General features: G+C 47.1%; 10 protein-coding genes. 7 read left to right on the forward strand and 3 right to left on the reverse strand.

What is annotated here, in order from left to right:
• Positions 1–298: 298 nt before the first annotated feature.
• From gatB to gatC, 3 genes are read right to left on the reverse strand one after another with little or no spacing between them, the layout of a single operon-like run.
• A complete protein-coding gene (gatB, locus tag DFP81_RS14495; RefSeq protein WP_115898625.1) occupies positions 299–1,744 on the reverse strand; it encodes an Asp-tRNA(Asn)/Glu-tRNA(Gln) amidotransferase subunit GatB in 1,446 nt (481 codons plus the stop codon).
• Between the two features lie 2 nt (positions 1,745–1,746).
• On the reverse strand, positions 1,747–3,207 hold the full coding sequence (gene gatA, locus DFP81_RS14500; RefSeq protein ID WP_115898626.1) for an Asp-tRNA(Asn)/Glu-tRNA(Gln) amidotransferase subunit GatA: 1,461 nt from the start codon (positions 3,205–3,207) through the stop codon (positions 1,747–1,749).
• A 12-nt stretch (positions 3,208–3,219) separates the two neighbouring features.
• Positions 3,220–3,507: an Asp-tRNA(Asn)/Glu-tRNA(Gln) amidotransferase subunit GatC gene (gatC, locus tag DFP81_RS14505; protein WP_115898627.1), complete on the reverse strand. Its 288-nt coding sequence runs from the start codon at positions 3,505–3,507 to the stop codon at positions 3,220–3,222.
• Positions 3,508–3,743: 236 nt separating this feature from the next.
• On the opposite strand from gatC, the gene DFP81_RS14510 reads away from it, so the two are divergent.
• From DFP81_RS14510 to DFP81_RS14540, 7 genes are all read left to right on the forward strand, one after another.
• Positions 3,744–4,787, forward strand: a complete 1,044-nt coding sequence (locus DFP81_RS14510; RefSeq protein ID WP_115898711.1) for a rod shape-determining protein — start codon at positions 3,744–3,746, stop codon at positions 4,785–4,787.
• 68 nt (positions 4,788–4,855) lie between these two features.
• Positions 4,856–5,641, forward strand: coding sequence for a rod shape-determining protein MreC (gene mreC, locus DFP81_RS14515; RefSeq protein WP_245959181.1), 786 nt, complete (start codon positions 4,856–4,858; stop codon positions 5,639–5,641).
• On the forward strand, positions 5,638–6,111 hold the full coding sequence (gene mreD, locus DFP81_RS14520) for a rod shape-determining protein MreD (protein WP_115898628.1): 474 nt from the start codon (positions 5,638–5,640) through the stop codon (positions 6,109–6,111). Before mreC ends, mreD begins: the two co-directional genes overlap by 4 nt.
• A 21-nt stretch (positions 6,112–6,132) precedes the next feature.
• Complete coding sequence (locus tag DFP81_RS14525) at positions 6,133–6,741, forward strand: Maf family protein (RefSeq protein ID WP_115898629.1); 609 nt, start codon at positions 6,133–6,135, stop codon at positions 6,739–6,741.
• The gene (gene rng, locus DFP81_RS14530) at positions 6,734–8,188 is read left to right on the forward strand and encodes a ribonuclease G (RefSeq protein WP_115898630.1); all 1,455 of its coding nucleotides are present in this window, start codon (positions 6,734–6,736) and stop codon (positions 8,186–8,188) included. The genes DFP81_RS14525 and rng overlap by 8 nt, the downstream gene beginning before the upstream one ends.
• Positions 8,189–8,207: 19 nt before the next feature.
• Positions 8,208–12,035 (forward strand): YhdP family protein, encoded by a 3,828-nt coding sequence (locus tag DFP81_RS14535; protein WP_115898631.1) that lies wholly within the window; start codon positions 8,208–8,210, stop codon positions 12,033–12,035.
• Positions 12,035–12,865 carry a carbon-nitrogen hydrolase family protein gene (locus tag DFP81_RS14540; RefSeq protein WP_115898632.1) on the forward strand — a complete coding sequence of 277 codons (831 nt, stop codon included), beginning with the start codon at positions 12,035–12,037 and terminating at the stop codon, positions 12,863–12,865. Before DFP81_RS14535 ends, DFP81_RS14540 begins: the two co-directional genes overlap by 1 nt.
• Positions 12,866–12,912 lie beyond the last annotated feature (47 nt).

The following is a 12,912-nucleotide window of genomic DNA, read 5'->3' on the forward strand; positions in this document are numbered from 1 at the left end:
AGTATATATCCATGACGAGTTGGAGGAATGCGGCGAGTCCGTTAGCCAGTCACGCGATGCCAAACAAATGGTTCGATGAACAAGGTTTAGTAAATCTTGAAGAAGTGAAAACGGGGTATGTGTTCAGCGTACATGCTGAATGGACGTTTACATGAGCCGTATACGAGGTCCGTACGTACGGTTCTGTGAGAGGGATGAGGCGGTAACGCCTCACCCTACTCGATTATGCTTGTGACGGCTCAGGCGTGTCACACTTGTGTGGCTAATAGGCCCCTATAGGAAGGGGCGCTGATCTTTATTAGCCTTTTAGCATCTTAGCCAAGATAGGGTTAACTATGCTTGGATTTGCTTTTCCTTGGGAGGCTTTCATTACTTGACCAACAAAGAAGCCAATCATTTTTTTCTGCTTGTCAGGCTCGGCGGCGCGATACTGTTCAACTTGTGCTGAGTTGGCGTCTAGAATTGATTGGATCATGCTCTCAATGGCGGCCGTATCTGTAACCTGCTTAAGCCCTTTAGCATCGATGATTTCATCTGCTGAGCCTTCACCTTGCCACATGGCTTGTAGGACATCTTTTGCTGTCTTGCCGTTAATAGTGTTGTCTTTGATGCGTGCTAGAAGCTCACCAAAGGCGTTGGCTGTGACAGGAGATTGGGTGATTTCTAGTTGGGATTGATTGAGCAATTTGCTGAGCTCTCCCATTACCCAGTTGGCTGTGAGTTTAGGGTCTTGGTTGACCTTGTTGGCGACTTCAAAATACTCTGCCATCGAGCGTGAAGCAGACAGTACTTGAGCGTCATACTCGCTTAGCTTGTATTCGCTTTGAAAACGCGCTGCCTTTTGGTTAGGCAGTTCTGGCAAGTTGGCTTTGATCTGGTCAACGTATTCTTGAGTTAAGACTACGGGGAGCAAGTCTGGGCATGGGAAGTAGCGGTAGTCGTTGGCGTCCTCTTTGGAGCGCATGCTACGAGTTTCGTTCTTCTCAGGATCGTATAAGCGAGTTTCTTGTATGATGCGGCCGCCGTCCTCAAGAATGTCAGCTTGGCGTTCGATCTCAGTGTAAATAGCTTTTTCGATAAAGCGGAACGAGTTGACGTTTTTGATTTCGGTGCGAGTGCCGTATTCCTGTTGGCCTTTTGGGCGCAATGACAGGTTTATGTCGCAGCGCATTGAGCCTTCTGCCATGTTGCCATCGCAAATGCCCAGATAGGTGACGATCGAGTGGATCATTTTTACATAAGCGACCGCTTCTTTTGCAGAGCGAATGTCTGGTTCTGAAACGATTTCCAGTAGAGGTGTGCTGGAGCGGTTAAGGTCAATGCCTGTCATGCCTTGGAAGTCTTCGTGCAAAGATTTGCCTGCGTCTTCTTCAAGGTGGGCGCGAGTGATGCCAACGCGGGTTGTGGTGCCATCATCAAGCGTAACGTCCAAATACCCTTTGCCAACGATTGGATGATCCATCTGGCTGGTTTGGTAGCCTTTAGGTAGGTCAGGGTAGAAGTAGTTTTTGCGGGCAAAAACAGACGTCATGCCAATTTCGGCGTTCACGGCGTGACCAAACATAACAGCCATGCGCAGCGCTTCTTTGTTAAATACCGGTAAAGCACCTGGCATGCCTAAATCAACCAGTGTGGTTTGTGTGTTTGGTTCAGCGCCAAAGCCAACGGCTGCGCCTGAAAACAGTTTTGATTTGGTAGAGAGCTGAGTATGAATCTCAAGGCCAATAACAACTTCCCAGTTCATGCTTATGCTCCTTTTGCCATAGTGGGTGTTTGTAGGTGCCAATCAGTATTTTGTTGATACTGGTGTGCGATGTTTAGCAGCTTGGCTTCAGCAAAATAGTTGCCCATGATTTGTAGGCCAACTGGCATGTTGTCAACAAAGCCTGCTGGAACAGACATGGCAGGAATGCCCGCAAGGTTGACGGATAAGGTGTATATGTCTTCTAGGTACATGGCCACTGGGTCGTTGGTTTTGCTGCCAAGCTCAAAGGCTGTGGTTGGCGCGACAGGGCCCATAATTACGTCGACTTCGTTTAACGCGTTGACAAAGTCTTCTTTGATTAGTCGGCGTATTTTTTGTGCTTTCAGGTAGTAGGCGTCGTAGTAGCCTTCAGACAGTGCGTAGGTGCCGACCATTATGCGTTTTTGCACTTCGGTGCCAAAGCCTTCGGCGCGTGAGCGAGTGTACATGTCGAGCAGGTCTTTTGGGTCATCGCAGCGATGGCCAAAACGAACTCCGTCAAAACGAGACAGGTTTGATGATGCTTCTGATGGCGCAATGACGTAATAAGCAGGGATACTCAACTGAAGGTTTGGTAGAGACACTTCTTTCACGGTCGCACCAAGCTTTTCAAATTCTTTGACTGCGGCCATGATGGTGTCGGCAACTTTTGCGTCTAAGCCTTCGCCAAAATACTCTTTTGGCAAGCCGATTTTAAGGCCAGCTAGCGGTGCGTTTAAGTTGGCTAGATAATCTTCTTTAGGGGTTTCTGAAGAAGTGGAATCTTTGTCATCAAAGCCAGCCATGGCTTGCATTAGGTGGGCACAGTCTTCTGCGCTCTTGGCCATTGGGCCGCCTTGGTCAAGGCTGGATGCGTAAGCGATCATGCCAAAACGAGAGATGCGGCCATAGGTTGGCTTTAGCCCTGTGATGCCACAAAAGGAAGCAGGCTGGCGAATCGAGCCGCCGGTGTCTGTGCCTGTGGCAGCAACGGTCAGGCCTGCTGCAACAGCGGCTGCAGAACCACCAGAAGAGCCACCAGGGACCTTGTTTACATCCCAAGGGTTTTTTACTGCGCCAAAATGGCTGTTTTCGTTAGAAGAACCCATGGCAAATTCGTCCATGTTGGTTTTTCCTAGCATTACGGCGCCGGCTTGTTGAAGGCGCTGAGTTACCGTTGATTCGTAAGGCGGAACGAAATTGTTTAGCATTTTTGAGCCGCAAGTGGTGAGGGTGCCTTGCGTACAGAAAAGGTCTTTATGGGCGATTGGAATGCCGGTTAAGCTGCTGCTGTCGCCGTTTGCAATGGCAAGGTCTGCGGCTTTTGCTTGCTGTAGTGCAAGTTCGTCGCTCACTGTGATAAAGCTGTTTAGTTGAGGGTCGAGGGCCTGGATGCGTTGTAAAAATAGGCGCGTCAATTCGACACTGGAAATCTCTTTGTTGCGCAGTTGTTGCGCAAGGGTGGCAATGCTTTGTTCAAACATGGTTGGCTCTCGTTATTCAATCACTTGTGGGACTAGGAAAAGACCGGCTTCTGTTTGCGGCGCGTTAGCTAGGAAAGCGTCACGCTGATTGGTTTCGGTTACTTCGTCTTCACGCAAGCGTTGGGTCATTTCAAGTGGGTTTGAAAGAGGGGTGATACCGTCGGTGTCAACCGATTGCATTTGTTCTACCAGTGACAGTACGCTGGATAGAGAATGTTGGTATTGAACGGCATCTTCCTCGGTAAGGGCGAGGCGAGCCAAGTGCGCTATTTTTTGCACGTCTTGTTTGTCTATGGACATGTTCCACCTGATACTTGGTTGTCAAAAATGGTTTCTATTGTATCCCTTAGTTGGTTTGCTATAAAGCGGCGAGTGGGAAAAAGCGCCTCGTTTTTGCTGAAATCAAAATTTTTCGTATAAACAATGAAATACCTAAAGAGTTTTTGCATATTTGCACGGATTCGGCTTGCCGAATGTGCAAGCGATTGTTACATTTTGACGCTGTTCGTATCGTATTCATTAGGGTGTGGGATTACATGTTTAAAAAAATTAGGGGAATGTTCTCTAGCGACTTGTCAATTGACTTAGGGACAGCAAATACCCTTATCTACGTTCGCGATCGCGGCATCGTACTTGATGAGCCATCTGTTGTGGCTATTCGTCATAACGGCAATCAAAAAACAGTCGCCTCTGTCGGCATGGATGCAAAGCGGATGTTGGGGCGTACGCCTGGCAACATTACCGCTATACGCCCAATGAAAGACGGTGTTATCGCTGACTTTCACGTCACCGAAAAAATGCTTCAGTATTTTATTTCTAAAGTTCACGAAAATAGCATGCTTAAGCCAAGCCCTAGGGTCCTAGTATGTGTGCCTTGCAAGTCAACGCAAGTAGAGCGTCGTGCTATTAAAGAATCTGCGCTAGGTGCAGGGGCTCGTGAGGTTTATATTATTGAAGAGCCTATGGCAGCGGCAATTGGCGCAGGTTTGCCAGTCGCAGAAGCGTCGGGGTCTATGGTAATTGATATCGGTGGTGGTACCACTGAAATCGCGATTATCTCGTTGAATGGTATTGTTACCTCAGAATCTATTCGAGTAGGTGGTGACCGTTTCGATGAAGCGATTACGACCTATGTTCGTCGTCAATACGGCAGCTTGATTGGTGATGCGACAGCTGAGCGAATCAAAACAGAGATCGGTATGGCTTACCATACAGGAGAAGAGCTGCAAATTGATGTGCGTGGTCGAAACCTGGCTGAAGGCATCCCGCGTTCTTTCACATTAAGCAGTACTGAAATCTTAGATGCACTGCAAGAGCCTCTTGCGCAAATTGTTCAAGCCATCAAAGGTGTGTTGGAACAATCTCCACCTGAATTGGCCGCTGATATTGGTGAAACAGGTTTGGTGTTAACTGGTGGTGGCGCTTTGTTGCGCGAAATTGACCGCTTGATTAGCGAAGAAACTGGCCTGCCTGTCATCATCGCAGATGATCCACTAACTTGTGTAGCAAGAGGTGGTGGTATGGCACTAGAAATGATGGATAAGCATGCGACAGAGCTTTTTACTGCTGAAAATGAGTAATAGCTAGGAGCCACACCATTAATAATTTGCTTTATTTTAATGGCAAGATATCCGGCACACGTTTTGTTGTGCTGGTTATCTTATCTATCGCCATGATTATAGCGGATGTTCGCTATTCCTTATTTGCCCCCATTCGACCTTACCTCACTTGGCTTGTTGCTCCTATTCAAGTAGTTGTAAATACCCCTCAAAAGATACTCTATTGGAGTAGTGACCACTTAGCGAGTCGTGAAGGCTTGGTGAAAGAAAACCAGGCGCTCAACCAAGAAATATTGATTCTTCATAGCCGATTGCAAAAGTTGGAATCTCTACAAGCAGAAAACGTACGCTTGAGGGAGTTGCTAGATGCTTCTCAACGGGTTGACGAAAAGATAGTAATGGCAGAAGTAATTGGCTTTGACCAAAATGCATATAGCCATAAAATTTTGATTGATAAAGGCTTTTCTTCAGGGGCTTATATTGGGCAAGCGGTATTAGATGCCACAGGCGTGCTCGGACAAGTGGTCGAAACATCCGCCTATACAAGTCGCGTGTTATTGATCGCAGATGCCAGTCACTTTTTGCCAGTCCAGCTGTCACGCACAGGGTTTAGAAGTGTGTTGCGTGGTGTTGGGGATTTAAAGCATATGAAGTTGATGAGTGTGCCGCATTCAGCGGACGTCAAAAAAGGTGATATTTTAACAACGTCGGGCTTGGGTAAACGCTTTCCAAGTGGCTATCCTGTCGGGGTAGTACGCGCGGTGAAGCATGTGCCTGGTAAACCATATGCCGATGTGGATGTGGTGCCGTTGGCGCAGCTGGGTCGCAGTCGTCATGTGATGTTAATTGAAAAGCCTAAGTCGGAGCGTCAATGAAATCGTTTTTTGTTTTTGTTGTAACCTTATTGGCTGCGTTAATGCTAGAGGCGATGCCGCTTCCAGAGTCCTTGGTTTGGTATCGCCCTGAGTGGGCTTTGTTGGTTATCTTGTACTGGGTTATTGCCTTGCCATTTCGCGTTGGTGTAGGGGTGGCTTGGTTTCTTGGCTTAATGGTCGATCTGCTGCAGGGTGGCATTATAGGACAACATTCGCTTACTTATGTTCTGATTGCTTTCTCCTGTGCAATTTTTTATAAGCGCCTAAGAATGTACCATCGCTGGCAACAGGGCATTTTTGTTTGCTTGTTGGTTAGTATTAATCAGTTGATTGGCTTTTGGGTTGATCATTACCTAGGCAATGCCGAGCCGACCCTGATGATCTTTATGCCAGCTATAGTGACAGGCTTATTGTGGCCTTGGTCATTTATTATATTGCGCAGTGTGCGTCGTATTTACGCCATTCGTTAAACGTAAGATTAGGACGTGTTTATGCTTGTTTTGGCTTCTGCATCGCCAAGAAGAAAAGAACTTTTGGGGCAGCTGGTTCGCCATTTTGAGGTTTGTCCAGCGGACATTGATGAGACGCCTTATCAGGATGAGAGTGCGTCCGATTATGTTCTGCGTATGGCCCATGAAAAGGCGCTTGCGGCAACCAACAAGCTGCAACAAGGCCAATTAGCGGATACGCCTTTTGTTGTTCTAGCTTCCGACACTAGTGTGGTGGTTGAGGGCAAGATTTTAGGCAAGCCGAATGACTTTGAAGAGTCTAAAGCCATGCTAAGAATGCTATCTGATCGAGATCATCAAGTGATGACGTCGGTGTGTCTTTATGACCCTATGAGAGAGCATTTACAATTAACTAATGTAGTGAGTGATGTTTCTTTTCGAGCTATTTCTGATGTTGAAATAGCCCAATATTGGCGCAGTGGAGAGCCCCAAGACAAAGCGGGTTCTTACGCTATTCAAGGCTTGGGTGCTGTTTTTGTTCGTTCTGTATCTGGCTCTTATTCAGCCGTAGTTGGCTTGCCGCTATATGAAACTTCTCAGTTGCTTGCTTTATTTGGCATTCATTCACTAGAGGAGATGTCCCATGAGTGAAGATGTATTAATTAATGTGACGCCAATGGAGATTCGAGTTTCCTTGGTTGAAAACGGTATGCTGCAAGAAGTGTATATTGAGCGATCTAGCCGTAAAGGGATTGTCGGCAATATTTATCAAGGAAAAGTGGTTCGAGTGCTGCCTGGCATGCAAGCTGCGTTTGTTGATATAGGTCTGGAGCGGGCCGCCTTTATTCATGTTTCTGAAGTGGCTGATCGCGATGCGGTCAACCCAAGCGACCAGATCGGAGATTATTTGCGAGAAGGTCAGTCGCTGGTTGTGCAAGTGACTAAAGACCCTATTAGTACTAAAGGGGCGCGGTTAACCACCCATTTGTCGATTCCTTCGCGTTACCTTGTTTACATGCCAGATCAATCTCACGTTGGGGTCAGTCAACGGATTGAAGACGAAGAAGAGCGAGAACGATTAAAATCGCTTATTTCAGAAGCGTTAAAAGACGCGGATGAGACCAATGGCTATATCCTAAGGACGGCTGCAGAGCGAGCGGGGGAAGACGAAATTCTCGCGGATATCAAGTTCCTAACACGCCTTTGGCAATCGGTTAAACGTCGCATGAAAGTGGCGAAGGCGCCTTCTGTTATTTATGAAGATTTACCTCTGCATCTACGTACTATGCGGGATTTGGTGAGTTTAACGACAGAAAAGATTCGCATCGATTCGCGTGAAAACTATACCAAGTTGCGGGCTTTTGCCGAAGATTTTATGCCTGAGTTAACGGAGCGTATTGAATATTATCCGGGTGAACGTCCAATTTTTGATCTTTATAGCGTCGAAGATGAAATCCAAAAGGCATTAGATCGAAAGGTTCAGCTCAAATCAGGAGGCTATCTGATTGTTGAGCAAACCGAGTCAATGACTACCATTGATGTGAATACGGGCGCGTTTGTTGGTAGCCGTAATTTAGAAGAGACCATTTATAAAACCAATTTAGAGGCGGCAACCTCCATTGGTCGACAGTTACGCTTGCGTAATTTGGGTGGCATCATCATCATTGATTTTATCGATATGGAAGATGAAGAACATAAGCGTCAGGTGTTGAGAATGCTTGAGAAAACGCTAGAGTCTGATCATGCCAAAACGAAAATTACCGGTGTGTCTGAGCTGGGCTTGGTAGAAATGACGCGTAAGCGAACGCGCGAGAGCTTAGGCCAAACCTTATGTGAGCCTTGTCGTTCATGTCGTGGTAGTGGTTTAGTGAAAACTCCAGAAACCGTATGTTATGAAGTGTTCCGAGAGATTTTAAGAGCCGATCGGGCGTATGGTTCACAAACCTATACGGTATTGGCGGCAAGCTCGGTTGTAGATCGATTTTTAGATGAAGAGAGTGTGGCGGTTGCTGAACTGGAGGACTTTATCGGTAAGACCATTCGTTTCCAGGTTGACCCAGTTTACACTCAAGATCAATATGACGTTGTTCTTCGATAATAATTTGTAGGTGCTCGGGATGAAAAAGCAACTGCAAGGATGTATCTGCGGTGGTTATTGGTTGTTAGTTGGTGTGGTCGCATTCTTCGCCATACTGATTGTTGCGGTTAAGCTGTTGTTGCCTTGTCTTAATGATTACCGTGAGCAAATTGAAAGTAATTTAAGTCATTTGACTGGTTATCAGGTGACCTTAGAGAGCGTGGGTGGGCACCTGGAAGGAATCGACCCTACGGTCTCGGCCAATGGTTTGCTCGTCTCGGTTAATGGTAAGCCTGCGGCCAGTGTGGCGGAAATACGCGTGCGTATTGATGTTATTAAGTCCTTGCTTTCCCTGTCCCCTCAATTTACTTATGTGCGTTTTGTAAAGCCTTCATTATCTCTTCAAGAAACCGCAGGCCAATGGTCGTTAAAGGGGAGCACGGTCTCATCTGATAGCAAAGGCAGTCTTGGTTTTGAGCGAATATTAGGCTATCTCACCGCGCAGCAACGCTTTTCTATTTTGCAGGCCAATATTGATCTAGTGAGCGAGCAATTTGGCGACCACTCGGTGGTAGTGCCCTCAGCGTATGTTTTCCAGCATGGCGGCTCATCTTGGATCAAATCAGCCATTTATCTCGATGGTAATACCACGCCTTTTGATGTTAATGCCAAGATTTATCAGTCGCTTGGTGTGTTCGGTGCGTATCAGTTGGATGCCAGTCTGAATGTGCCCATTATCTCGGTTCCACTCGATAAACAAACAGCACCCTGGGCTGCGCAGATGGCCAAAGTGGATTTTGCTGGTAAGCTTTGGCTTAATTATCGTGTGGGAGAGGGGTTTGCTTTGCAGGCGAAGCCCTCTCGTTTCATGCTCGCTTTCAAGAATGGTGAGACTTATGCCGCCGCACCCGCTGTGCGGGTGCGCTACAGCCAGAAAAGTGGTGGGGTGTTTGTTGAGGCGCACCAATTAGCATTGGAAGATGAAGCGGGTAAGATTTATCCATCTACGAACCTGTCATTTGAATGGTCGCCTGCCTCACGCCAGTCCTACCTATCATTTAATCAAATGGATCTAGGTGTAGCTTATCGTGTGGCCAATCATTTTCTAAAGCCAGAATGGTATGTGGCAAGACTGCTGGCTGGGCTGGCACCGCAAGGTCTTGTCTCGAATGCGTCTTTGCGGATAGGGGATAAGGATGGCGATGTCTCTTACCACTTTATTAGTAATTTGCAGCAGGCTGCGGTGACCGGTTATCAAGGAATACCGGATGTGGATCATGTGGATGCTGTGTTTAGCCTTACCGATGGTGATGGCTATATTCAATTTAAGCAAAAGCATGGCACTTTAGCCTTCCCCACTTTGTATCAAGACAAGTGGCGCGTCAGTGCGTCATCCGGGTTAGTTGATTGGCAGCAAGTGCAGAATACCTTGGTGGTGACTGGGCGCGACTTAAAAGTTCATCGAAATGGTGCAGATGTTGAGGGTGGATTTCGTTTTGAGTCTCGCAAAGAGGCGCCAGATTGGTTGTCATTAAGCATCCGTGGCCAGCATGTGTCCGTGGCTGATCGCCTTACGTATGTGCCACAGAATGCGCTCAACAAATCCTTACATGACTGGATCGATGGCGCCCTTGCGGATCAGGGAGAGGTGAATAATCTTAACCTGATTGTGCAGTCTGAGTTGGCCGATGGGGCAACGCCAGATGTGCGCCTTAAAATGGATGTGAAGGACGCGCAGTTGAACTATAGCCCGGGCTGGCCAACCGCAAAGTCTGTTAATGGCACCTTCTTATTGGATAAATCCGGTGTCCATGTGGCGGTGAAGTCTGCTTCTTTAGCTGGTGTTGCTGTGTCGGGTGTGTCGGTCGATGTGCCGATTGATAAGGGAGCAGCGGATTGGCTTAACATTTCAGGTGCGTTACAGCATGACGCTGCTGAAGCGCTCAAATTATTGCGTAGCACACCTTTGAATGACAGTGTGCTTGCGCCTTTCAAATCTTGGACGATCGCTGGAGATGTAGGGGCTCAGTTTGATGTTTCTGTGCCGTTAAATGATCAGAGCTTGGCGCCGAAGGTTATCTTGGCGTTAAGCTTCAAAGACAACCCAATTTATATTGGTGATGTGAATTTAGCAGGGCAAGTAGAGCAAGGGCAATTTCATTTCTCATCGAAGCAGGGCATCACCGACTCTTATTTTGATGTTAAGGCGTTATCGGGTGTGTCGCATTTGACGCTTTCCTCAGAGTTTGAGCAAGACGGCCGCCTAAGTGTTATGGGACAGCTTTCTGGTAGTGTTGATCTGCGTCAGGTTGCAAGTTGGCAAAAATGGCCGGATGTTATTGTAGACAATCTTTCTGGAGAGGTTTCGTATCAAGGTGCGTTGAGCGTAAATAAGTCGCAACAAGATCAGGTTGATTTATTAATTGATAGTGACCTTAAAGGTGCGCAGGTTGCGTTTCCTGCGCCTTTTTCCAAGTCTGCTGCACAGGCACTTTCTTTAGAGTTGAAAATTATGGCTCACCAGCAGGATGTTGTTGTCCAAAGCCGCCTAGGTAGCTTGGCTAAATCGCGCTTGTTGGTGCGATCGGGCACATTGTTTGGCGGTGATCTTTATTTGAATTCGCAGAAGGCGTTACCGCAGCAGATCTTTAACGGCTTTGCTGTTGAAGGGCAGTTGGACTCGTTAAATGTGGCTCAGTGGTTGCCTGTGGTTGCAAATGCCTCGCAGGTTGGGGCTGAGGGGCAGCCGTCCCATCAAACAAACGGTGAATTTAGGGTGCCGACTTGGTTGCGTGGCTTGGATTTGCTGGTCGACCAAGTCGCTCTAAATGAGCAGAATACCTTACATAATGTTAAGTTGAATTATGCTAGAAGCACGGCTCCTGAAACGCTGATGCTGAGTTCTGATGAGTTGAATGTGAAGTATGATCATGAGCAGGGCAAGCCTCGCTTGCATTTTGGTTATCTAAATTGGAATACCGAAAAGCGCTCAGTGGAGGCGGAGGCGGACAATCCTCCATTCCATGCGAATCAAATACCCAGCATGCACCTCATAGTGGATCAGCTTTACATTAATCAGGCGCCCTACGGTGATTGGGATTTGAATATAGTGCAGCAAGGGAATTTGCTTAGGGTTGACCCATTCTCTTCTGACCTAAAGCAAGGCAGCTTTGATGGTCACTTGGTTTGGCGTGATGATGAAAGCGCACCGAGTGTCAAATTAACCATGGCCATTAGTGGTAAAGATCTAGCGGAGTTGACCGGTAAGTTTTCTTCAAAAGGCTTTGTTACCTCTAAGAATTATAAAATTGATGTGGTGTTAAATTGGTACGGTAACCCTTTCTACTTTGATCGCCCTTCTTTGTCTGGCTCGATTGTGTTTGATGCTAAAGACGGAAACTTCTCACAGGTGGATGAGCTGCCTGGCTTTATGAAAATATTTGGTATTTTCAATGTTGAAGCATTAAAGCGCCGGTTAACATTGGATTTCTCTGACCTCTATAAACCGGGTTTAACTTACGACCGCTTTGATGGCGCCTTTAAGATAGAGAAAGGGGTGTTGACGACAACCAAGCCTTTGCATGTACTGTCGCCAACGGCTGAGGTGTCGTTAGAGGGAAGTGCGGATATTACCCATGAAACGCTTGATGAAGTATTGACCGCCACTCTGCCTATTAGTCGTTCGCTTCCGCTGGCGGGCTTGTTGTGGGGAACGCCTCAGTTGGCTGGTATTTTGTATCTAACAGACAAGTTAATTGGTGACAAAATTTCGAAAGTAACCAGTGCCCAATACAAGGTTCAAGGGTCTTTCGATGAGCCAATTATTACTCCAATTAAACATAAACCTGCGAAAAGGGTGGAGCGCTGATGAAATCACTTCGTGTTGCGGCAATTCAATTAACCAGTGTGGCTAATTGGCAAGAAAACATCGCCATGGTTGAGCAATGGGTCGCTGCGGCGGCACAAGATGGCGCGCGTTTGGTTGTTTTACCTGAAAATGTGTTTCTCTTTGACGGGAAGGCGATGCGCAGTTTAGCGGAGTCTGATGCTCAGCAAGAGATCCTACAGACAGTAAAAGAAATGGCGATAAAACACGCTATTTATCTGGTGGTGGGGTCCCATCCTTTGATCAATCGACCAGATGGTGAATTGGTTGATCAGCATCGGGTGCGTCAATCTTGCTTGGTATTTTCGCCGAGCGGCGAGTTGGTCAAGCGCTACGATAAAATTCATTTGTTTGACGTGACGGTCAAAGACAAAGCGGGCACTTATAAAGAGTCAGCGGTTATTGAGCCAGGTGACATTCATCCATCAATTATCGAGGTGGACGGCTTTAAGGTTGGTTTAACTATTTGTTATGACGTGCGTTTTCCGGAGTTGTATCGAGCTTTATCTAAGGCTGGTGCAGATCTTTTGTTGGTGCCGGCCGCCTTTACTTATGTGACGGGGAAGGCCCATTGGCGAACCTTGTTAGCGGCTAGAGCGATAGAAAATCAGTGTTTTGTGCTGGGTGTTAACCAATGTGGTTGGCATAATGAGACGCGACAAACTTATGGTCATAGTGAATTGCTGGCGCCCAATGGGGATCTGTTGTCCGCTCTCGAAGAAGAGCCAGGCTATTTTGTCTTTGAGATTGATGAGTCGTCACTTGTTGAGTGTCGAGAAAAAATGCCTTGTCTCTCTCACCGTCGCCTATAAGTCCTAAAAAAGCCCCATGAGGCGTCAGCTTCATGGGGCTATGTCTA

It is taken from the genome of Marinomonas pollencensis (genome assembly GCF_003387375.1).
Lineage (GTDB): Bacteria > Pseudomonadota > Gammaproteobacteria > Pseudomonadales > Marinomonadaceae > Marinomonas > Marinomonas pollencensis.

Coding starts and splice junctions, on each gene's coding strand:
- DFP81_RS14535 (WP_115898631.1), top strand. CDS start 8,208: ATGAAAAAGCAACTGCAAGGATGTATCTGCGGTGGTTATTGGTTGTTA.
- DFP81_RS14540 (WP_115898632.1), top strand. CDS start 12,035: ATGAAATCACTTCGTGTTGCGGCAATTCAATTAACCAGTGTGGCTAAT.
- DFP81_RS14510 (WP_115898711.1), top strand. CDS start 3,744: ATGTTTAAAAAAATTAGGGGAATGTTCTCTAGCGACTTGTCAATTGAC.
- rng (WP_115898630.1), top strand. CDS start 6,734: ATGAGTGAAGATGTATTAATTAATGTGACGCCAATGGAGATTCGAGTT.
- gatB (WP_115898625.1), bottom strand. CDS start 1,744: ATGAACTGGGAAGTTGTTATTGGCCTTGAGATTCATACTCAGCTCTCT.
- gatA (WP_115898626.1), bottom strand. CDS start 3,207: ATGTTTGAACAAAGCATTGCCACCCTTGCGCAACAACTGCGCAACAAA.
- gatC (WP_115898627.1), bottom strand. CDS start 3,507: ATGTCCATAGACAAACAAGACGTGCAAAAAATAGCGCACTTGGCTCGC.
- DFP81_RS14525 (WP_115898629.1), top strand. CDS start 6,133: ATGCTTGTTTTGGCTTCTGCATCGCCAAGAAGAAAAGAACTTTTGGGG.
- mreD (WP_115898628.1), top strand. CDS start 5,638: ATGAAATCGTTTTTTGTTTTTGTTGTAACCTTATTGGCTGCGTTAATG.